This window comes from Vibrio navarrensis (assembly GCF_015767675.1).
Lineage (GTDB): Bacteria > Pseudomonadota > Gammaproteobacteria > Enterobacterales > Vibrionaceae > Vibrio.
In genome coordinates, this window is sequence record NZ_CP065218.1 from 23,967 (window position 1) to 43,928 (window position 19,962).

At 47.4% G+C, this 19,962-nt stretch carries 21 protein-coding genes; 15 read left to right on the forward strand and 6 right to left on the reverse strand.

The genetic code is table 11. The features are described from left to right. Positions 1 to 10 precede the first annotated feature (10 nt). Positions 11 to 196 (reverse strand): YgaP family membrane protein, encoded by a 186-nt coding sequence (locus I3X05_RS16895; protein ID WP_039427445.1) that lies wholly within the window; start codon positions 194 to 196, stop codon positions 11 to 13. A gap of 150 nt (positions 197 to 346) precedes the next feature. Between I3X05_RS16895 and I3X05_RS16900 the strand changes: the two genes are divergently transcribed. Genes I3X05_RS16900 through I3X05_RS16920 form a run of 5 tightly spaced genes read left to right on the forward strand, consistent with a single transcriptional unit; the run spans position 347 to position 5,773 of the window. Next, positions 347 to 658: an ArsR/SmtB family transcription factor gene (locus I3X05_RS16900; protein ID WP_337971309.1), complete on the forward strand. Its 312-nt coding sequence runs from the start codon at positions 347 to 349 to the stop codon at positions 656 to 658. A 13-nt stretch (positions 659 to 671) separates the two neighbouring features. Then, complete coding sequence (locus tag I3X05_RS16905; protein ID WP_337971310.1) at positions 672 to 1,097, forward strand: YeeE/YedE family protein; 426 nt, start codon at positions 672 to 674, stop codon at positions 1,095 to 1,097. Positions 1,098 to 1,116: 19 nt separating this feature from the next. Continuing rightward, positions 1,117 to 1,575 carry a YeeE/YedE family protein gene (locus I3X05_RS16910; protein ID WP_193158015.1) on the forward strand — a complete coding sequence of 153 codons (459 nt, stop codon included), beginning with the start codon at positions 1,117 to 1,119 and terminating at the stop codon, positions 1,573 to 1,575. Between the two features lie 39 nt (positions 1,576 to 1,614). Beyond that, entirely contained in the window at positions 1,615 to 2,619 is a 1,005-nt protein-coding gene (locus I3X05_RS16915; RefSeq protein WP_425304503.1) for an efflux RND transporter periplasmic adaptor subunit, read from the forward strand. Position 2,620: 1 nt separating this feature from the next. Then, positions 2,621 to 5,773 carry an efflux RND transporter permease subunit gene (locus I3X05_RS16920; protein ID WP_337971311.1) on the forward strand — a complete coding sequence of 1,051 codons (3,153 nt, stop codon included), beginning with the start codon at positions 2,621 to 2,623 and terminating at the stop codon, positions 5,771 to 5,773. 42 nt (positions 5,774 to 5,815) lie between these two features. On the opposite strand, the gene I3X05_RS16925 is transcribed toward I3X05_RS16920, so the two are convergent. After that, positions 5,816 to 6,244, reverse strand: a complete 429-nt coding sequence (locus I3X05_RS16925) for an endonuclease/exonuclease/phosphatase family protein (RefSeq protein ID WP_337971312.1) — start codon at positions 6,242 to 6,244, stop codon at positions 5,816 to 5,818. A gap of 81 nt (positions 6,245 to 6,325) precedes the next feature. On the opposite strand from I3X05_RS16925, the gene I3X05_RS16930 reads away from it, so the two are divergent. Then, the gene (locus I3X05_RS16930; RefSeq protein ID WP_337970597.1) at positions 6,326 to 7,453 is read left to right on the forward strand and encodes an ISAs1 family transposase; all 1,128 of its coding nucleotides are present in this window, start codon (positions 6,326 to 6,328) and stop codon (positions 7,451 to 7,453) included. On the opposite strand, the gene I3X05_RS16935 is transcribed toward I3X05_RS16930, so the two are convergent. Further along, complete coding sequence (locus I3X05_RS16935) at positions 7,450 to 7,926, reverse strand: hypothetical protein (protein ID WP_337971313.1); 477 nt, start codon at positions 7,924 to 7,926, stop codon at positions 7,450 to 7,452. The two genes, I3X05_RS16930 and I3X05_RS16935, sit on opposite strands and share 4 nt — an antisense overlap. Before the next feature lie 343 nt (positions 7,927 to 8,269). On the opposite strand from I3X05_RS16935, the gene nrdD reads away from it, so the two are divergent. The 4 genes from nrdD to I3X05_RS16955 all read left to right on the forward strand — a co-directional run bounded on the left by nrdD (position 8,270) and on the right by I3X05_RS16955 (position 12,941). Beyond that, positions 8,270 to 10,390, forward strand: coding sequence for an anaerobic ribonucleoside-triphosphate reductase (gene nrdD, locus I3X05_RS16940; RefSeq protein ID WP_193187727.1), 2,121 nt, complete (start codon positions 8,270 to 8,272; stop codon positions 10,388 to 10,390). 63 nt (positions 10,391 to 10,453) lie between these two features. Next, positions 10,454 to 10,921 carry an anaerobic ribonucleoside-triphosphate reductase-activating protein gene (nrdG, locus tag I3X05_RS16945; protein ID WP_045570920.1) on the forward strand — a complete coding sequence of 156 codons (468 nt, stop codon included), beginning with the start codon at positions 10,454 to 10,456 and terminating at the stop codon, positions 10,919 to 10,921. 192 nt (positions 10,922 to 11,113) lie between these two features. Beyond that, positions 11,114 to 12,301: an amino acid aminotransferase gene (locus tag I3X05_RS16950; RefSeq protein WP_045570899.1), complete on the forward strand. Its 1,188-nt coding sequence runs from the start codon at positions 11,114 to 11,116 to the stop codon at positions 12,299 to 12,301. Positions 12,302 to 12,314: 13 nt separating this feature from the next. Then, positions 12,315 to 12,941, forward strand: a complete 627-nt coding sequence (locus I3X05_RS16955; protein WP_045570900.1) for an ATP-dependent zinc protease family protein — start codon at positions 12,315 to 12,317, stop codon at positions 12,939 to 12,941. A 41-nt stretch (positions 12,942 to 12,982) separates the two neighbouring features. On the opposite strand, the gene I3X05_RS16960 is transcribed toward I3X05_RS16955, so the two are convergent. After that, the gene (locus tag I3X05_RS16960; protein ID WP_045570921.1) at positions 12,983 to 13,519 is read right to left on the reverse strand and encodes a hypothetical protein; all 537 of its coding nucleotides are present in this window, start codon (positions 13,517 to 13,519) and stop codon (positions 12,983 to 12,985) included. A 138-nt stretch (positions 13,520 to 13,657) separates the two neighbouring features. Further along, positions 13,658 to 14,026, reverse strand: coding sequence for a YgiW/YdeI family stress tolerance OB fold protein (locus I3X05_RS16965; RefSeq protein ID WP_045570922.1), 369 nt, complete (start codon positions 14,024 to 14,026; stop codon positions 13,658 to 13,660). A gap of 149 nt (positions 14,027 to 14,175) precedes the next feature. On the opposite strand from I3X05_RS16965, the gene I3X05_RS16970 reads away from it, so the two are divergent. The 4 genes from I3X05_RS16970 to modC are packed head-to-tail and all read left to right on the forward strand — an operon-like array spanning position 14,176 to position 18,185. Next, on the forward strand, positions 14,176 to 15,627 hold the full coding sequence (locus I3X05_RS16970; RefSeq protein WP_045570923.1) for a cobyric acid synthase: 1,452 nt from the start codon (positions 14,176 to 14,178) through the stop codon (positions 15,625 to 15,627). 13 nt (positions 15,628 to 15,640) lie between these two features. Continuing rightward, a complete protein-coding gene (gene modA / locus I3X05_RS16975) occupies positions 15,641 to 16,396 on the forward strand; it encodes a molybdate ABC transporter substrate-binding protein (protein ID WP_045570901.1) in 756 nt (251 codons plus the stop codon). Then, positions 16,393 to 17,082, forward strand: a complete 690-nt coding sequence (gene modB, locus I3X05_RS16980) for a molybdate ABC transporter permease subunit (protein ID WP_045570902.1) — start codon at positions 16,393 to 16,395, stop codon at positions 17,080 to 17,082. Before modA ends, modB begins: the two co-directional genes overlap by 4 nt. After that, positions 17,079 to 18,185: a molybdenum ABC transporter ATP-binding protein ModC gene (gene modC, locus I3X05_RS16985; protein WP_045570903.1), complete on the forward strand. Its 1,107-nt coding sequence runs from the start codon at positions 17,079 to 17,081 to the stop codon at positions 18,183 to 18,185. Before modB ends, modC begins: the two co-directional genes overlap by 4 nt. Before the next feature lie 200 nt (positions 18,186 to 18,385). Here the strand turns inward: modC and I3X05_RS16990 are convergent, their stop codons facing one another. Next, positions 18,386 to 18,823, reverse strand: coding sequence for a DUF3069 domain-containing protein (locus I3X05_RS16990; RefSeq protein WP_039427471.1), 438 nt, complete (start codon positions 18,821 to 18,823; stop codon positions 18,386 to 18,388). Positions 18,824 to 18,962: 139 nt separating this feature from the next. Here I3X05_RS16990 and I3X05_RS16995 point away from each other — a divergent pair, with 139 nt between their 5' ends. After that, positions 18,963 to 19,931 (forward strand): diguanylate cyclase, encoded by a 969-nt coding sequence (locus tag I3X05_RS16995; protein ID WP_045570904.1) that lies wholly within the window; start codon positions 18,963 to 18,965, stop codon positions 19,929 to 19,931. The last annotated feature ends 31 nt before the right edge of the window (positions 19,932 to 19,962 follow it).

Genomic DNA, 19,962 nt, shown 5'->3' on the forward strand with positions numbered 1-19,962 from the left:
GGCCACATCGTCATTTAAAGCCAAGTTTTTTGAGAAATAGGGCAGCCGGACAAAATCCAGTGAATGCACTTTGGATTAAGTTGACGCCGACAAATACGGTTAACCATACAAAATTAGTATGCACATAGGTTGTGAGCAAGAGCGACAATAAAACCATGCTGCCTGCAATGATACGAACTCCGTTATCTACCGTCATGATGTCACCTCCACGTGATTGATGGTGTTACTCTAATCTATAATATTAGATATGTCTAATAAAAATTAATCTAATTTCAAATACTCTAAATTAGAATTGACTAAATATGGTAATTCAGTAAACTCTAAATCATGTACTTAGGAGGTGGCTATGCGACGTGAAGATTCAATAAATCTAGAGCAAATGCGCGGTAGTGCACATGAGGTTTCTGAACTGCTGAAGGTGATGGCTCATCCTGAACGCTTAATGGTGTTGTGTCAGTTGACGAGTGGTGAAGTTGGCGTAGGTCAATTGCAGCAGAGCTCAACATTGAGTCAGTCTGCTTTCTCGCAGCACCTCACTCTGCTGAGAAAACACGGTTTAGTCAAAGCGAGAAAAGAGTCGCAACAGGTTTTCTATTCTTTGTCCGATGTGCGGATAGCACAGTTAATTAGCAATTTACAGAACATTTTTTGTCCATAATTGAGAGGGTTATATGGCGTTTGTAGTACCTTGGGAATCGTTAGCAGGAGGCGTTTTACTTGGGCTATCAGCATTAATCATGCTAGTGCTTAATGGAAAAATTGCCGGCATCAGCGGGATTTTAACCGGGTTATTAACCCCCAAATCACGCGACTTTGCTTGGCGTTTAATGTTTGTTGTCGGCATGATCGCCGGAGGTGTCGCTGCGGTGACTTTCGGTATGGCGCATATTCCAGTCGCTTCGTCTTTAGGCGGCTCCTCACTCATGTTGGCGCTGGCGGGGTTAGTTGTGGGAGTCGGCACGCGATTAGGTAACGGGTGTACTAGCGGACACGGTATCTGTGGCATTGGCCGTTTATCAACGCGTTCAATGGTAGCGACAGGTGTTTTTATGCTAGTCGCTGCGGTGACGGTGTTTATCAGACTTCATTTGATCTAATTTCCTAAGGCGTAACTCAATGAATAACTTTCTATTTCGATTTACTTCGTTAGTCGCAGGCGTTCTTTTTGGTTTGGGGATGGCTATTTCTGGGATGATTGATCCCGCTAAAGTGATTGGCTTTCTTGATGTGGCTGGGCAATGGGACCCCAGTTTGATGTTTGTGATGGGCGGTGCTCTCGCGGTGTTTATGCCCGGCTACTTTTTTATCGTTCGTCAGCAGAACAAGCCAGTCAACGCGCCAAGCTTTTGTTTATCGACACAAAAGAGAGTGGACGCAAGGCTGATTTCTGGTGCAGCACTGTTTGGTGTTGGTTGGGGATTGGCGGGCATTTGCCCCGGACCTGCCGTAGCGAGTCTTGGATTGGGCAATCCTCAAATCTGGATCTTTTTTGCTGCAATGATGGTCGGCTTAGGCACAACTAACTTGCTGATCTGTATTAGAAATGAGCGTCAAGTCAAAACAGAGCTGGCCTAGCTCGGCTAGAGTAACAGAAACAATCAGGGAGATTTGATTATGCAATGGTTGAAAAAATCTGCGTTGGCAGCCGCACTTTTGCTCACAACGAACAGCTCGGTAATGGCGGAAGTCTATACCGCGCAGCTCACTAAAGTCGATCAGACCATCGTGTTGGATGGTGTGGTTCAGCCTGTCAATCAAGGTACTGTCGCCGCGCAAACGTCAGGTACCGTGGTCGCCCTCAATGTGGATGTGAATGATTACGTTAAGCAAGGTAGTGTGCTATTGGAAATTAGTGCAGTACAACAATCGGCCGCACTAGATGCGGCCAAGGCGCAATTGGCGAGCGCAGTCGCACAAAATAAAGAAGCGCAGGCACAAGTAAAGCGCTTTCGCCAATTGATGCCAAAAGGGGCGATTTCCCAAGATCAAATGGATGCAGCAGAAACGCGTGCTCGCAGCGCGGCTGCCGCAGTGAAATCGGCTGAGGCCGCGGTAGCTCAGGCAAAAGAGTCTCTCGGTTACACCAGCGTGACGGCACCTTATGATGGTGTGGTGACCAAGCGTTATGTCGAACTGGGAGAAACCGTGGCCCCGGGCACGCCACTTTTGAGCGGTTTCTCGATGGACGAGCTCAGAGTGGAAAGTGAGATCCCGCAGCACTATTACTCGCTGGTAAACAATGAAGCGCAGTTTACGATTGACAATGGCGGTGGCGAGAAAGTCACTCCAACCGCCTACAATCTTTTCCGTTATGCAGAACCTAGTTCACACAGCCATACTATTCGCCTCAACTTACCGGAAAAACAACTTGGTTTTACCCCAGGTGCTTGGGTGAAAACGCGTTTTGTCTATGGGCAGAGGGAGCTCCTGCTGGTCCCCAAAACGGCCGTTATGCGTCGCGCTGAATTAAGCGTCGTCTACCGACTCACTAAAGACGATGAGGCAATCCTTAATCCGGTACGCCTAGGGCAAGAGTTTGAGGACAGCTATGAAGTGTTGTCTGGGCTTGAAATTGGCGATCGTGTGGTAAGCAATTTGCTCAAAGTGAAAGGTGAATAATATGACTCAACGACTCGGTATTTCGGGTCGCATTGCTGCGGCCTTTCAAAACTCAGCAATGACCCCATTGCTGGCCTTAGTTGGCTTGTTGATGGGAATCTTTGCTGTTGTGGTTACCCCAAAAGAAGAGGAGCCCCAGATTGATGTCACTTTTGCCGATGTCTATATCCCGTTTCCCGGTGCGTCTCCGCAGGAAGTCGCCAGCTTAGTGACCACACCGGCAGAACAGGTTATCTCCGAGATTCAAGGTATCGACAAAATTTACTCTTTCTCTCAGCCTGATGGTGCGATGATCGTGGCGATCTTTGAGGTTGGCGTAACGCGAAGCGATGCCGTGGTAAGGATTTACAACAAACTCTATTCCAACAAAGACTGGATGCCGCAAGGCGTTGGAGTCGGAGAACCCATCATCAAACCGCGTGGTATTGAAGATGTCCCCATCGTCACTATTACCTTATCAGATAAAGATGGCCACTATTCTGGGCAGCAGCTAACTCAAATTGCGCACGGGCTAGAAACCGAGCTAAAACGCATTGATGGCACACGTGACATATACACGGTGGGTGCGCATGCCACTATCGTGGATGTTAGGCTCGATCCGGTAAAAATGAATGCTTATGGTGTGACTATCAGCCAACTCAATCAAGCGCTTCCTTCTGCCAATCAACGTTCCACTACACTCAGTTTGACCCATGACAATCAACAGTTACCGCTACAGATTGGTGAGTTTCTAACCCAAGTTGATCAAGTCAAGCAGCTCGTGGTTGGTGTACAAAATGGATCGCCCGTCTACTTTGAAGACATCGCAGAGATCGCTTTGGGTGTCGATACACCCAAACACAACGTTTGGACCAGTGATAAGCATACTCTGTCGCCAGCCGTGACTTTGGCGATTGCCAAAAAGAGTGGGGAAAATGCGGTGAACGTCGCCAAAACGGTGGAGGCTCGCATTGATGTGCTGAAAAATCAGCTCATTCCCGCCGATATTGACGTGGCTATCACCCGTGACTATGGCAAAACCGCCGCCGATAAAAGTAACACCTTAATCGGTAAACTGGCGTTTGCCACCACGGCAGTCGTGTTACTGGTGCTGCTGACCATGGGCTGGCGAGAATCTTTGGTCGTTGGTATCGCAATCATTGTGACATTGATGATCACCTTGTTTGCCTCTTGGGCATGGGGCTTTACCTTAAACCGCGTCTCTCTGTTTGCGCTGATCTTCTCGATTGGTATCCTCGTGGACGATGCCATTGTTGTGGTGGAGAACATTCACCGTCACATGTCGATGGGCAAAAAGAAACTGTCGGAGTTGATCCCGGTTGCCGTTGATGAAGTCGGGGGGCCGACTATTTTAGCCACCTTGACAGTGATAGCGGCGCTGCTGCCGATGGCGTTCGTCTCTGGCTTAATGGGCCCGTACATGAGCCCAATTCCAATCAACGCCTCAATGGGGATGCTGATCTCCCTTGCGGTTGCTTTCGTGCTTTCCCCTTGGCTGGCGGGGAAAATGCCTAAAGCGGGCAAGCATGAAAATGAGCATCAAGCGGATTCGATTTTCCATAAACTCATGGCACCTTTTATTACGGCCGAGAAACAAGCGAGAAATCGACTTTTCCTCTTACTGGGCGTTTTAGGTTTGATAGCAGGATCGGTGGCCTTGCCAGTTATGCAAGCTGTGGTATTGAAAATGCTGCCTTTTGATAATAAATCTGAGTTTCAGGTGGTATTGGATATGCCTGAAGGCGCCTCTCTTGAACGCACGCAACGCGTACTGTTTGAATTAGGGCAAGAGCTTGCCAAAGTGCCGGAAGTAGAGAACTACCAAATTTATGTCGGTAATGCCGCGCCCATCAACTTTAACGGCCTAGTGCGCCACTATTTCCTGCGCAACCAAGCTAACCAAGGCGATATTCAAGTCAATCTGTTGGATCGCCGTGAACGGGATCGCGACAGCCACGAGATAGCCAGTGCTGTGCGCCCAGTGCTTAACCAAATCGCCAGCCAGTTTGGCGGGAAAGTGAAAGTTGTTGAAGTGCCGCCAGGGCCGCCAGTGTGGTCCCCAATTCTGGCAGAAGTATACGCACCAACCCCCGAGCTGCGAGCGCAAGCCGCTCGCCAAGTGCGAGACATTTTTAGAAACAGCGAAGATATTGTCGACGTGGACATGTATCTGCCTGAAATCCATCAGAAATGGCAAGTGAAGATCGATCGCAGCAAGGCCGCTCGTTTAATGGTGCCGTACAGTGAGATTGTCGACGTGTTGGCGACGACGGTTGGTGGTAAACCAATTACGTATCTACATACGGAACACAGTAAGTATCCTGTGCCTGTCATGATTCAAGCGCAGGAAGGGGCAAAAGTGCGTCTTGAGCAGCTGTTGAACCTCAAAGTAAGCAGCCAAAATGGCAATCACTACCCGCTAACGGAATTGGTTTCGATCACGCAAAGTCAGATGGAAGACTACATCGTGCATAAAAACCTTGTTCCGATGGTGATGGTCGTGGCTGATATGACGGGAGAGATCGACAGCCCGCTTTACGGCATGTTTAATCTCTCTGGCGAGCTCGACCAAGCGATGACGCTCGATCAGTACTACATCCACCAGCCAGATGGGTTGCAAGGCATTTCAATCATGTGGGATGGTGAATGGACCATTACTTATGAAACGTTCCGCGATATGGGAATTGCCTATGCAGTCGGAATGGTGTTGATCTACTTGTTGGTGGTCGCGCAGTTCAAATCCTATTTGGTGCCGTTGATCATCATGGCACCGATCCCGCTGACGATTATCGGTGTCATGCCCGGTCATGCCTTGCTGGGCGCGCAGTTTACCGCGACGTCGATGATCGGCATGATCGCCCTTGCCGGGATTATTGTGCGTAACTCCATTTTGCTGGTGGATTTTATTAACCAGCAAGTTGAACAAGGCGTTGAGTTCGCTGAAGCGGTGATTCAGTCTGCGGCGGTGCGGGCAAAACCGATTATGTTGACCGCGCTGGCCGCTATGATTGGGGCAGTCTTTATCCTCGACGACCCGATTTTCAACGGTTTAGCGATAAGTCTGATTTTCGGCATCTTCGTCTCAACCATCCTGACGTTGATTGTTATTCCAGTGCTTTATTTCACCTTTATGCGAAAACGCTTCAGCCATTAATTGGCTATGTCGACTAACTAGCGAGGCCCAACAGGGCCTCGTCTATTTTGGGTGGTTAAGAGTAAGCGTACTGCTCAACGGGCAATGGTCGCTAAGTTGAAAACGCAGTACATCAAGGCTATCAAAGCGCGTCTGTTTGGCTTCAGACGATGTCAGGGAATGGCTGACGAGTATGTGATCGATCAAAGATCGAAAACGGTGAGTTTTGCTCGGTTGCCTTTTCGAACGCACCTGACATAACGCTTCACTGTGCTGAGACGCCAAGCGAAATTGCCCAGAATCTGCCAAGATTTCATAGAGCCAATCGCCCGCATAGGCGAGGTTGTGGTTGAAGTCACCTAAAATCACATAGTGTTGTTTTTGCGCTTCTCTGCTCTTTATCCACTTTGCCAATTGTTTGCCTTGTCGTTTGAGTGTCTGGCAAGCTTCCGTCGTTTTAAATGCACCACTGCAACCCCAGGGCAAGATCATGAACATTTCTTGTACAACGCAAGGTTAAATTTGACCTGAAGCACGGTCTGTGATCTTATGCTCTTCTTTTGGGGAGCGACCATGAATATTAATACCATCAAAGCGCATTTCAGTATCATCCGTGACAAACGGCAAAGTGCAAAAGTTGATTATCCTCTGTTTGATATTTTGTTTGGGTCTATCTGTGCCGTGATAGCCGGAGGTCAAGGCTGGACTGACATTCGTGAATATGTTCTTGGCCACCATGAGTGGTTTCTTAAACAGGGGCTGTTTGAAAACGGTGTGCCTGTCGACGATACCTTTGCTCGTTTGATTGCAAATATTGATCCTGCCGAGTTTCGCGACTGCTTCCTGGGTTGGATGAATGCGGTACATACCATGACGTTTGGTGAGGTGGTTGCCATTGATGGCAAGACTTTGCGCGGCTCCTACGATAGAGACGACAGGCAAAGCACCATCCATATGGTGAGCGCCTATGCAAGTGCTAACCAAATGGTACTGGGTCAACTCAAAACCAACAATAAAAGCAATGAAATTACCGCGATTCCAGAGCTTATTAAGATGCTCGACTTGCGAGGAGCTATCGTGACGATTGATGCGATGGCCTGCCAGACCAAGATTGCCAAGGCGATCACTAGCAAGGGCGGTGATTACTTGTTGGCAGTAAAGGGGAATCAAGGCAAGTTGTCGGCAGCCATACAGACAGCCTTCGCCCCACACCGCCGTGCCCCAATTGACAAAACCACCTATCAAATCGAGAAACAAAAAGGCCGCGTTGAAGCACGTACTTGCCATGTACTCAAGGCTAGTGAGTTAGAGGGTGACTTCTCAACGTGGAGCGGACTCACCAGTATTGTCATGGTTGAAAATTACCGAGTAGCCAAAGGTAAAGCGCCAAAGTTGGAGTACCGCTACTACATAAGTTCAGCAGACCTGACCGCGGAGCAGGCAGGAAATGCCATTCGAGCCCACTGGGGCATAGAGTCAATGCACTGGATTTTAGATGTGAGCATGCGAGAAGACGCTTGTCAGATTTACCGACAAAACGCGGCTGAAAATTTGGCAGGTTTAAGACACATGGCACTTAACATGCTAAGAGCTGAGCCAAGCAAAATTAGTGTGCCAATGAAGCAGAAACGTTGCATGATGAACCCCGGCTTCTTGGAGCAAGTCTTAGTTGCTGGATTTAAGTCAATGACTAAATTCTAACCATTCATGCGGACGCCCTGACTGCAACCCGCTTTCAGATGCACGTTTAGCAAGTGAATATCCGCATAAGGCGCCTGCTTAATAATTACGTACGCGGCAAATCGCAGTTTGCTATTGGCCTGAGTATCTAGAACAATCTCTTGTGGATCTTCAAAGGGAATCTCTTTTTTAATCGCGAAACCCGTGTATTGGTTGATGTCATCAAATTGATGGCGGCGAAAGGGAGGGCTAGCGCGATCAGAGAGCCGCACATGGTAATCGGCACCGACGATTTGTTGTATCGCTTTGATGTCGTTGACCTCTTGGAAAGCGAGAATATCGGCTTGGGTTTGCTGAAAATAGAATGCCATTTTCGCCACATCCTCTGCTTGTCGTTGGCTTTCAGCCATCTTCTTGGTTGGCACGCTGCTGAGCCACTGCATATTCCAGGTGGAAATATGCACTGTGCCTGCGGCGTGGGCTAAAACAGACAACGGTAACCCAAAATAAATCAAAAAAAGTATACTGAGTCGTTTCTTCATCACTATTATTCCCAAGTCATTCGGCAACCCTTTATCCTATAAGAGCTCAAAAAATTTCAAGCAGAAAAGAGCACATTTTTGCAATTTTCACGCTTTTCTTCCTAACTGAGACCGGTGCCAACAAGATCGATTTGATCTTAATCCATACCCCATTTTTGTTGATCAAAATCAATACCCAGGGCGGCGGCTTTTCGTTAAATACGCCACAACATATAGTGCCAGTCGGATAAAAAATAACCCTATATAGTGTGTTTGTGGATAACTCTGTGAGTATGCTAAGGGTAAGGAGAAGAAAGTGAAACCAATCGTAATCAAGCGTGATGGCTCTAGGGCTCCATTTAGCCGCGATCGTATTCAAGCTGCGGTAGAAGCGGCTGCCGAGCATGTGGATAAAGAAATCGCCATTTATGCCCTTAACGTTGCCTTAGCGGTTGAATTGCAGCTAAAAGATCACGACGAAGTTCACATTCACGAAATCCAAACCTTGGTTGAAAATGAACTGATGCAAGGCCCTTACAAGTCGCTTGCCAGAGCTTACATTGAGTACCGTCATGATCGTGATATTGCACGCGAAAAACAGAGTACGCTGACGCGAGAAATCGAAGGATTGATTGAAGAGAGCAATGTTGACCTCATTAATGAAAACGCCAACAAAGACGGTAAAGTCATCCCAACTCAGCGTGATTTGCTCGCAGGTATTGTCGCCAAGCACTATGCCAAAACGCATATTTTGCCAAGAGATGTCGTGCAGGCACACGAAGAGGGCGATATTCACTACCACGATTTAGACTACGCACCTTTTTTCCCTATGTTTAACTGCATGTTGATAGACTTGAAGGGCATGCTGACACACGGCTTTAAAATGGGAAACGCAGAAATTGACACGCCAAAGTCGATTTCCACCGCGACAGCAGTCACCGCGCAAATCATTGCTCAGGTTGCCAGCCATATTTACGGCGGAACCACAATTAACCGCATAGATGAAGTGCTTGAACCCTATGTGATGGCCAGCTATGAGAAACACCTCGACATCGCGCGTGAGTGGGATATCTATGAACCAGAAGGTTTTGCGCGCGCTCGTACCGAAAAAGAGTGCTACGACGCATTTCAATCCTTGGAATACGAAGTGAACACCTTACACACCGCCAACGGGCAAACGCCGTTTGTCACTTTTGGTTTTGGTCTTGGCACCAGTTGGGCATCGAAACTTATCCAGCGATCAATTTTGAAAAACCGTATCGCGGGTCTGGGCAAAAATCGCAAAACTGCCGTTTTTCCTAAATTGGTCTTTGCTATCAAAGATGGTCTCAACCATAAACCAGCAGATCCTAATTACGACATCAAACAACTGGCATTAGAATGTGCTTCTAAGCGCATGTACCCGGATATCCTTAACTACGACAAAGTGGTTGAAGTGACCGGTTCTTTCAAAACACCGATGGGATGTCGCAGCTTTTTAAGCACTTACGAAGAAAATGGCGAACTGATCCATGAAGGGCGTAACAATCTCGGTGTGGTGAGCCTCAACTTGCCACGTATTGCACTCAAAGCCGCTGGTGATGAGCAGCGTTTTTATCAATTGCTGGATGAGAAACTGAAGCTAGCCCGTCGCGCTTTAGAAACGCGCATTAGCCGTTTAGAGAATGTTAAAGCGCGTGTTGCGCCGATTCTTTACATGGAAGGGGCGTGTGGTGTGCGTTTGAAAGCTGACCAAGCGATTTCCGATATTTTCAAACACGGGCGAGCGTCTATTTCCCTTGGCTACATTGGCATCCATGAAACGATCAATGCCCTTTACCGTGATGGCACGCATGTTTATGACGACACGAGTCTGCGTGAAAAGGCGCTAGAGATTGTTAAACGCATGAAAGCGGCTGTGGATCTGTGGACAGAAGAGACTGGTTATGGATTTAGCCTCTATGGCACACCAAGTGAAAACCTGTGCAGCCGTTTCTGCCGAATTGACACCAAAGAGTTTGGCGTGATTGCAGGCGTGACCGACAAAGGTTACTACACCAATAGTTTTCATTTGGATGTAGAGAAAAAAGTCAACCCTTACGATAAGATCGATTTCGAAATGCCGTATCCGGAAATTTCCAGCGGCGGGTTTATCTGCTATGGCGAATTTCCAAACATGCAAAACAACGTTGAAGCGTTGGAAAACGTGTGGGATTACAGCTACAGCCGAGTGCCTTACTACGGCACCAATACGCCCATCGACGAGTGCTACGAGTGTGGTTACAACGGAGAATTTGACTGTACCAGCAAAGGGTTCACCTGCCCGAAATGTGGTAACCATGATTCCTCAAAAGTGTCAGTGACTCGCCGGGTGTGTGGTTATTTAGGCAGCCCAGACGCACGGCCGTTCAACTTCGGCAAGCAAGAAGAAGTGATTCGTCGAGTCAAGCATCTCTAGTTGTAAAAAAGGATAGGGAGTCAACTTTACATGAGTTGGCTCTGCCCTTTGAAAAGGTCAGTGATGAACTATCACCAATATTACCCGGTGGATGTTGTGAATGGACCGGGAACGCGCTGCACGCTGTTTGTTTCGGGCTGTGTCCATCAATGCCGTGGCTGCTACAATCAATCCACGCAGCGTTTAGATTCTGGATCGCCTTTTACCCAAGAGGCGGAGGACAGAATCATCGCCGATCTCAATGATACGCGGATAGCTCGACGCGGGTTATCGCTTTCGGGTGGCGATCCGCTTCATCCTGCCAACGTGGCCGATGTGTTGCACTTGGTAAAACGCGTTCGAGCGGAGTGTGAAGGCAAAGATATCTGGTTGTGGACAGGTTACTGCCTAGATGAACTCGATACCGCGCAACGCGAAGTCCTTGGCTATATCGATACCCTAATCGACGGTAAGTTTGAGCAAGACAAGGCAGACCCCAGCTTGAAATGGCGAGGCAGTACGAATCAAATCATTCATACCTTTACTCTGTGAAACAACGGTTGTACTAGCATAAAACTCTATCTGCGCTTTTTATGTTAATAAAATGTTGCTCGTTTTGGTTTTTTTCACTGAATTGATTGGCAAGGTAAAAATTTGCTTCGTCTTCACAATCCTTTGATGTTAAGTTTTATCTTCCTATCAGGATGACTTCCATCACTTGAATTTCAAAGGGTTGTGACTTTCATGTTTTCTCAATTACCAACACCAGCTTTAGATCCAATTCTTTCATTAACCGTCGCTTTTCGTAACGATCCTCGTAGCGAAAAAGTAGACCTTGGAATTGGTGTTTACAAAAATAGCCAAGGCGAAACGCCTATCATGCGTGCAGTCTCTCAGGCGCAGCATATCGTCGCTGATACACAAAAAACCAAATCTTATGTAGGCCTCGCTGGCTGTGAAGAGTTCAACCAATCGATGGTGGACCTATTGCTAAAAGGCACATCGGTACTGGATCGCGTGGCCGCAATTCAGACTCCTGGTGCGAGTGGTGCGCTACGTATGTTGGGCGATTTGATGAAAGTGGCTCAGCCAGATACCACGGTTTGGATTTCGAACCCAAGTTATGTCAACCACAAGCCTGTTATGGAAGCGGCGGGTCTCAAGGTCAAGTATTACCGCTACTTTAGTCCACTGACTAAGCAGGTCGATACCGAACTCATGCTGCAAGATTTGGCAGGGGCTGGTGTGAATGATGTCGTGCTGCTGCACGGTTGTTGTCACAACCCGACAGGTGCCGATATTGATTTTTCCGCTTGGCAAGCGATTACCGAACTGGCCGTGAAAAATGGCTTTACGCCGTTTGTCGATATCGCCTATCAAGGTTTTGGGGATGGTCTGGAAGAAGATGCGAAAGGTCTGCAATACATGGCCAATCAAGTCGAAGAGATGCTTATCACCACCTCCTGTTCGAAAAACTTTGGTTTATACCGTGAGCGTACTGGCGCTGCGATTGTCATTGGTCAAAGTGCACTAGCTGCACAAAATGCCAAGGGCAAACTCATGACTCTGGCTCGCGCCACGTACACCATGCCGCCAGATCACGGCGCCGCTTTGGTAAAAACTGTGCTGCAAGATCAAGCATTAACCACATTGTGGAAGCAAGAACTGAGTGAAATGCAGCAACGTTTGTTAAACCTTCGTCAAACCTTGTGTAATGAATTGAGAAATCAGCACAATACGTCACAATTCGACTTTATTGAAAGCCACAAGGGGATGTTTACTGTGCTAGGCTTTTCACCAGAGCAAATGGGAACGTTGCGTGAAGAATATGGAATTTATGGGGTGGGAGATGGGCGAATTAATATCGCTGGCCTGACAGAAAAGGACATTCCTTACGTAGCTGATGCGATAGTTAAAGTCTCACAACGTTAAATCAGGTGATTAGATGAAGAATTGTCAACTTATTTTACCCTTACTACTTTGCGGCGGTCTGAGTGCGTGTGTTACAGCACCTATACAAGAGAATAAGGTCGAAAATAAGCCAGAAGTCAACAAAGAACAAACCGTCGAACAGGTAACCAAACAGCCTGAACCCATCGAGGCGGAACAACCCGTTATTGAGTTAAAGGCGAAAAAAACCTCAGATGGTAAGCTGATTCTCGGTGAAAAAGAGTGGGTTTATGTGCCTGGGTTAGAAGAAGCATTTCGTTCACGTATTGATACTGGGGCAACTACTTCATCCATTAGCGCCGTTGATATCGTCGATTTTGAACGTGACGGCAAAGATTGGGTTAAATTCAAAATCGAACATGACGGTATTCAGAGTAAAGAGATTGCTCTGCCTGTGGAGCGCTGGGTTAAAATTCGTCAATCGAGTGCAGAAGGAACGCAGCGCCGTCCGGTCGTTTTAGCTTGGATTCAAATCGGCGATCTCAAAGAAAAGACCGAGTTTACCTTAACAGACAGAACGCATCTTAGTTACCCAATGCTACTCGGACGCAGCTTCTTCAAAGATGTGGCCGTTGTTGATGTCTCACGCAAGTATGTTCAGGATAAACCGCAAAGCAAATAGCAAAAGGGACCAACACGGTCCCTTCGATTTTTATGCTCTGATCAGAAATGGAATCGTACTGACATCAATATTTGATGGCCGTAAATACCGTTATTACGAATGTCGGCGCCTATCGAAAGCTGCTGCGTTGAGTGGAATCTTGCACCGATACCAATGATGGAGGCCGTGTCATCATTAGAAATAAGTTGTCCAACGCGGCCATGAACTTCAATATTTTCCATCAACCAAATGCGGCTTCCAATGTTAATTTCGGTTTTCCACTCATCACCAATGGTATCGCTGGAGTCTGATTTCACGTTGTGCAGAAGCATTTGGCCGTAAATATCGGCAAATTGCCCCATTGGTCCATTAAAACCAATGCCCCCCGCGAGATCCCAGTCACCGCTAAATTCACTGTCAAATCGCGCGACAATGTGTGTATTTTCAGTGAAGTAGGTATTAAATTCAGCCCCAAACGTTCCAGGGCTCGAACCCATGCGCACCTCAAACATGTTGTAATTAAAGTTGTTTGCACTTGCTGCAATTGGGAGCAAAGTACATACACCCAACATTGCCGTTTTGAGAGCTCTACTTAGCATGTGATCTCCGAAGCCAAAAAAATAACGATCCATTATGACAAAAATAGCCTGCAATTAGCAGGCCAAATAAGTATAGGCGATGAAAATCAGTAGCATACCAGCATTTGGGCGCAAATTTAAATTCGATGGCCGTGTGGCTTAGAGTATAACGATTTGATCCACCTCGATTTCTGGTATTTTGCCACCTTCATACTCACCAAACAATCTTAGCTGCGTGGTTTCATTGATCGGCGTAGTCAAATGCACCTTGCCATCGAGCTCGACTTGTACCTCCGCGCTGCCATCTGAAAAGAGAAACGTGTCGTTATTTAACTGCTTGACGAACTTACCTTCCACCACCACATGTTTTTCGCTAAACATACTGGTTTCTTGGAGTAAATCTGCCACCTTACTGATTTCAACTGGGCCATTGAATTGAATGCCAGTATTGTGCGGGTAATCTTTGGCGACCGCGATGCTGGATACTAAGGTCATAACTGCTGCTGTGGTAAAAAATGCTTTTTTCATTTTATGATTCCTGTGTGGTTCAAGTACGTAATGGATTAAAACAAAGTTCATTTGAACCGCATCTGAGAAAGCCATTCATGTTCGATTCATTTCCCCTTTACGGCAAAAAAGGTAAGATAATCAACCTCTCATCATTTAGTAGCGATAGCATGAAATCGACAGTAACAACCCTTATGGTTCAGGGCACCACATCGGATGCGGGAAAGAGCGTCCTCGTGGCAGGACTATGCCGCGTCCTTGCACGCAAAGGGGTAAAAGTTAGCCCTTTCAAACCGCAAAACATGGCATTAAATAGCGCGGTGACCAAAGAGGGCGGAGAGATCGGTCGAGCGCAGGCGGTCCAAGCGATGGCGAGTAACATTGAACCAAGCGTGCACATGAATCCAGTCTTGATTAAACCCAATAGCGATACTGGGGCACAGATTATTTTGCAGGGTAAAGCCATCACTAACATGGACGCCTACGGATTTCATAATTACAAAAAAGTGGCGATGGAAACGGTACTGGATTCGTTTTCTAAGCTGAAAGAAGAGTATCAAGCGATTATGATCGAGGGGGCAGGCAGCCCGGCAGAAATCAACCTAAGAGAAAATGACATTGCCAACATGGGCTTTGCCGAAACGGCGGACGTGCCGGTCATTATTGTTGCGGACATTGACCGAGGTGGCGTGTTTGCTCATCTCTACGGTACTTTGGCTTTGCTTTCTCCGTCTGAACAAGCGCGGGTAAAAGGTTTTGTGATTAACCGATTTAGAGGTGATATCAAACTGTTGGAATCAGGCCTAGACTGGTTGGAAGAAAAAACCGGCAAACCTGTCATCGGCGTCTTGCCTTATTTGCATGGTCTAAACCTTGAGGCGGAAGATGCGATAACCTCGCAGCAGGAGCTTGGCCAGCAAATCAAGTTGAAAGTGGCGGTTCCCGTGTTTACCCGAATCAGTAACCACACTGATTTTGATGTCCTGCGCCTCAATCCAGACATTGATTTGAGGTACGTTGGCAAAGGCGAAAGGCTAGATAGTGCTGATTTGATTATTCTGCCCGGCTCAAAGTCAGTTCGCGACGATCTGGCTTATCTGCGTGAGCAAGGTTGGGACAAAGACATTCTACGACATCTGCGTCTCGGCGGAAAAGTATTAGGCATCTGCGGGGGTTATCAGATGCTCGGCGAATCGATTGCCGATCCTTTGGGCGTAGAAGGTGAACCGGGAGTCAGTGCTGGCCTAGGATTACTCAATGTAGACACAATTCTCACTGACGACAAATGTTTGACTAACACCAAAGGACAATTATCTCTTGACGGTAATTCGGTTACAGTGAGCGGCTATGAAATCCATGTCGGACGCACGAACGTACGTGAAACCCAACCCATTGTGTTGGAAAACGGGCAAGCTGAGGGCGCTTTGAGTGCTTGTGGCCAAGTGATGGGCAGTTATCTGCACGGCCTTTTCGATAGTGAGGCTGCATTAGCCCTGATTTGCCAATGGGCAAATGGAGCAAGAATCGAAGCGCGTAATTTTACACAGTTAAAAGAAGAGGCAATCAATCGTATTGCCGACGCCATCGAAACTCATCTCGATCTCAGCAAACTGAATCTATAAGAGGTGCAAACGCATGAAAAAGTGGCTTAGTTTGATGGTAGCGCTACTGACATCCTCAGGCGCTTTCGGCCAAGAAGAGGTCAGGGTGTACGCGGCATCGTCATTAACCAACGCCATCTCCGCCATCATCGAGATCTATCCTGCGCCAGAAGGGGTTAAAATAACGCCTGTCTATGGAGGTTCTTCATCGTTAGCGCGTCAGCTAGCAAGTGGAGCGCCTGGTGATATTTTTATCTCTGCCAACACCAAGTGGATGGACTACTTATCACAAGAACAACGGATTTCGCGTGACAATGTCACCAATTTGTTGGGAAACCAATTAGTGGTGATCACACACAAAGACAATGACGTCACTCTGGATATTCACTCCGCAGAGCAGTGGCAGCAACTCTTGCGCGACGACAGGCTGGCAATGGGCGATGCTAACTCAGTACCGGCGGGTATTTATGCACGTCAACTGTTCGAAAACTTGCACTTGTGGTCGAAAATTGAAAAGCGGGTCGCTCCGAGTAAAAATGTCCGACTGGCACTTGCATTGGTCGAAAGGCGCGAAGCCCTACTGGGCGTGGTGTACCAAACAGATGCTTTGCTATCAGAGAAAGTGAAAGTCGTGAACACACCAGATCCCGCTTTGTATGAGCCGATTATTTATCCTGCTGGTCTACTCTCAGATTCCAAACAAGCGAGCGCATTTTACCAGTTTCTCTTTGACGATGAGGCGAGAGCCATCTTTAGTCGATTTGGTTTCGTTAGCCTGGAGCGGCCGTGACAGATTTAGAATATCAGGCACTGCTGCTCAGTGTGAAAGTCGGATTCTATACGGTGCTGTGGCTTTTGCCTTTTGCCATTTTTTTTGCTTGGCTGTTGGCCAGAAAGCAGTTTTTCGGCAAAACCTTGCTAGACAGTGTGATTCATCTTCCGTTGGTCTTGCCTCCGGTAGTGATTGGCTACATTTTGCTCGTTCTAATGGGAAGGCAGGGCCTTTTGGGCGCGCCGTTACACCAGCTTCTAGGCATCAGCTTTTCTTTCAATTGGAAAGGGGTAGTACTAGCGTGCTGGGTCGTCTCTTTACCTTTGATGGTGAGGGCCATTCGGCTGAGCTTGGAAAACGTGGACATTAAGTTAGAACAAGTGGCGGCCACCTTGGGCGCATCGCCCTTAAAAGTATTTTTTACTATCACGTTACCACTGATGACACCGGGGTTAATCACCGGAATCACGCTTGCCTTTGCACGAAGCTTAGGTGAGTTTGGTGCCACCATCAGTTTTGTTTCCAATATCCCGGGCGAAACACAAACCCTACCGTTGGCCATGTTCAATTTCATTGAAACGCCAGGAGCGGAGATGCAAGCCGCCAGATTATGTATTCTCTCGATCGCGATTGCTTTACTCTCTCTCTTTATCTCTGAGTGGCTCAATCGCCGTGCTGCGGCGCGTTTGGGAGTCAAAATATGAATGTGTTAACCGTTCGATTTCGCCAACGCCTCGGGACGAGCGAGTTGGACATTAACCTGACTTTGCCTGCGAAAGGTATCAGTGCCATCTTTGGCCGCTCTGGTGCAGGGAAAACCTCCATAATAAACGCCATCAGTGGCTTAACTAAACCGCAAAGTGGGCGGATAGAGCTTAACGGCACATGTCTGTTCGATTCGATGCAAGAGATTGATCTGCCAACACATAAGCGCAAGATTGGCTACGTATTCCAAGATGCTCGCCTCTTTCCTCACTTTAGCGTCGAGGGCAACTTGCGCTTCGGGATGAAGCAAGATAAACCAGCATTGTTTGCCGAAGTCGTCGCACTACTGGCTTTAGAACCCTTGCTCAAGCGTTACCCGGCTTCGCTTTCTGGAGGCGAAAAACAGCGGGTGGCAATAGGCAGAGCGCTGCTCTCTGAACCTGCGCTGTTGCTGATGGATGAACCTCTGGCGTCATTGGATATCCCGAGAAAAAAAGAAGTGATGCCTTTTTTAGAGAGATTGGCTGATCACATTGAAATCCCGATCATTTATGTGACTCACAGTTTGCAAGAAATCCTCAGGCTGGCGAGTCATATCGCAGTGGTCGATCAAGGTGAAGTTGTCGCCAGTGGCAAATTGGAAGAGATTTGGCCGTCGCAAACATTAAAACCGTGGTTCTCTTTTGCAGATAAAAGCTCGCTTTTTCTCGCTAAAGTTGCGGAGCAGCATGCAAGCTACGCCTTGACACGGGTTCAACTGGCAGAAAATGTCTCAATTTGGATCCAAAAAGTGGATGTTTGCCTAGGTGTGGAGATCCGCCTTCAGATTAGAGCGAACGATGTCTCACTCACCCTTGTGCGTCCAGAGCAAACTTCCATTCGCAATGTGCTGCCTGCGACAATCACCCGCCTCGAAAAGCAACATTCATCGGCTGGTCAAGCAAGTGTCAATGTCGAGCTGCGCCTAGCGAGCAACTGCCATTTATGGGCAACCATTACGCCTTGGGCTTTGGATGAGTTGCAGTTAAGCGTGGGCACCCAAATCTTTGCGCAAATTAAAGGAGTCAGCGTTACACAGCGTGATATCGCCTTGACGCATTGAAGCAACGCGATCTCTGCGTGACAATCAGCGATTACTGAGTGACAGTGTGACGATTGGTGGCGTTTTTTAACGGTTTCAATCTACTGGCAATACTCGGTAGCTTTCGTCGTACAGCGGGCTGGATGAATTAGATCAACTCATGAAAGGACAATTGTCACTGTACGAATAAAAAAGCTGCTCTTTGAGCAGCTTTCAGGCACTTACTTGGCGAATACATCTTTGAAGTCACGCTTTAAGATAGGATCGCGACGCGCTTTTTTCAGCTGTTTTACCATATCTTTCACACAGTTAAACAAGACGTGATCAAGGAGTTGCGCACGATAATTGTCTTTTTCTTCTTCAGACATGCCTTCAGGCAATTTCATGGTGGGAAACTCTTCCATCACGTTGATACCAGCAAAGGCTTGGCTGACAGAAATGAGGGCATGAAACTGCTCAAAATTATCCAATACGTTTTGTGCGCTGGCAGGGATGCTATTCCACGCTTCGCGAACCGTTTCTTCTGACACTTCGTGAATAGACGTCACCATCTCGTACATGGCTTCCGGAACCTGATCAAACTCAATAACCTGACGCAGCTCAGGTGAAATAGTCGATAAGTCGATAGGTTGCTTTTCTGTGTTATTTGCTTCTGACATGACACGTCTCTCGAATTATAAAAAACGAATAGTAAGTCTAACCCGAAAAAAGTCAACGAATTACGATCTCCTCTGAGTGAAACCAACTGCCTGATATGATATACATTTAATAATAGTATAGAAGCCTTAAGGAAAGGCCATGATTCCAACGTGTTCTTCAATGCGAATTCTGCTCGTAGATGATGTTCAACTTGATCGCATGCAACTTGCGATGCGTCTCAAACAGTTAGGTCATTTGGTCGAAGCAGTTTCAAGCGGAAAAGAGGCGCTTTCCGTGTACGCAAACTTCGAACCCGAGCTCGTGTTACTCGATATCAATATGCCAGAAATGGATGGCTTTGCGGTTTCGCAAGCGATCCGAGAAATTTTTGTCGAATGGGTGCCGATCATTTTCTTAAGTAGCTACGAAGAACCGGAAATGATTGCCCAAGCGATAGCGGCGGGGGGCGATGATTATCTGATCAAGCCAGTCAACAAACTCGTTCTCAGTTCAAAGTTGATTGCCATGCAACGCATCGCAACCATGCGGCGTGAATTAAAGCAAAAAACGACCAAGTTAGCGGAACTGAATGAGCTTCTCCAACAGCAAGCCAATGAAGATGGCCTAACAAAACTCTTCAACCGACGCTATGTCGATCAGCAGTTGGCTGAAATGATTGGTTGGCATGGACGTCACCAAACGCCAGTCAGTCTTATCTTGCTCGACGTAGATCATTTCAAAGCGTTCAATGACAACTACGGGCATATCGAGGGCGACAAATGTTTGCAAGAAATTGCACGAAACATCAAAGCGCTCTTTAATCGTTCGGGCGAGTGTGTCGGTCGCTATGGAGGAGAGGAGTTCGTCGTCGTGCTGGGCGGAGTTGATCATCAGCATGCATTACACGCAGCAGAAAGAGTGCAAGGCATGATGAGTCGTCTCGCTTATTGTCATCACTATTCAGATGTTGCTCATTTTGTGACATTGTCACAAGGAGTATTTACCTTTATACCGCAAGGCAACGAAGAGATAGAATGGATTTATAAGCAAGCTGACCACGCCCTTTATCAAGCAAAGTTAGCAGGTCGGAATCAATTTGTTTCTGCTGAATCTTGCGCTACGATTTAAGTGCTTGGGCGTTTGCTCAGCTGAAGCGCTC

What these genes read in the sequence shown, in the direction of transcription:
- I3X05_RS16895 (WP_039427445.1), bottom strand. Translation starts at nt 196, where the DNA reads ATGACGGTAGATAACGGAGTTCGTATCATTGCAGGCAGCATGGTTTTA.
- I3X05_RS16900 (WP_337971309.1), top strand. Translation starts at nt 347, where the DNA reads ATGCGACGTGAAGATTCAATAAATCTAGAGCAAATGCGCGGTAGTGCA.
- I3X05_RS16905 (WP_337971310.1), top strand. Translation starts at nt 672, where the DNA reads ATGGCGTTTGTAGTACCTTGGGAATCGTTAGCAGGAGGCGTTTTACTT.
- I3X05_RS16910 (WP_193158015.1), top strand. Translation starts at nt 1,117, where the DNA reads ATGAATAACTTTCTATTTCGATTTACTTCGTTAGTCGCAGGCGTTCTT.
- I3X05_RS16915 (WP_425304503.1), top strand. Translation starts at nt 1,615, where the DNA reads ATGCAATGGTTGAAAAAATCTGCGTTGGCAGCCGCACTTTTGCTCACA.
- I3X05_RS16920 (WP_337971311.1), top strand. Translation starts at nt 2,621, where the DNA reads ATGACTCAACGACTCGGTATTTCGGGTCGCATTGCTGCGGCCTTTCAA.
- I3X05_RS16925 (WP_337971312.1), bottom strand. Translation starts at nt 6,244, where the DNA reads ATGATCTTGCCCTGGGGTTGCAGTGGTGCATTTAAAACGACGGAAGCT.
- I3X05_RS16930 (WP_337970597.1), top strand. Translation starts at nt 6,326, where the DNA reads ATGAATATTAATACCATCAAAGCGCATTTCAGTATCATCCGTGACAAA.
- nrdG (WP_045570920.1), top strand. Translation starts at nt 10,454, where the DNA reads ATGAACTATCACCAATATTACCCGGTGGATGTTGTGAATGGACCGGGA.
- I3X05_RS16950 (WP_045570899.1), top strand. Translation starts at nt 11,114, where the DNA reads ATGTTTTCTCAATTACCAACACCAGCTTTAGATCCAATTCTTTCATTA.
- I3X05_RS16955 (WP_045570900.1), top strand. Translation starts at nt 12,315, where the DNA reads ATGAAGAATTGTCAACTTATTTTACCCTTACTACTTTGCGGCGGTCTG.
- I3X05_RS16960 (WP_045570921.1), bottom strand. Translation starts at nt 13,519, where the DNA reads ATGCTAAGTAGAGCTCTCAAAACGGCAATGTTGGGTGTATGTACTTTG.
- I3X05_RS16965 (WP_045570922.1), bottom strand. Translation starts at nt 14,026, where the DNA reads ATGAAAAAAGCATTTTTTACCACAGCAGCAGTTATGACCTTAGTATCC.
- I3X05_RS16970 (WP_045570923.1), top strand. Translation starts at nt 14,176, where the DNA reads ATGAAATCGACAGTAACAACCCTTATGGTTCAGGGCACCACATCGGAT.
- modA (WP_045570901.1), top strand. Translation starts at nt 15,641, where the DNA reads ATGAAAAAGTGGCTTAGTTTGATGGTAGCGCTACTGACATCCTCAGGC.
- modC (WP_045570903.1), top strand. Translation starts at nt 17,079, where the DNA reads ATGAATGTGTTAACCGTTCGATTTCGCCAACGCCTCGGGACGAGCGAG.
- I3X05_RS16990 (WP_039427471.1), bottom strand. Translation starts at nt 18,823, where the DNA reads ATGTCAGAAGCAAATAACACAGAAAAGCAACCTATCGACTTATCGACT.
- I3X05_RS16995 (WP_045570904.1), top strand. Translation starts at nt 18,963, where the DNA reads ATGATTCCAACGTGTTCTTCAATGCGAATTCTGCTCGTAGATGATGTT.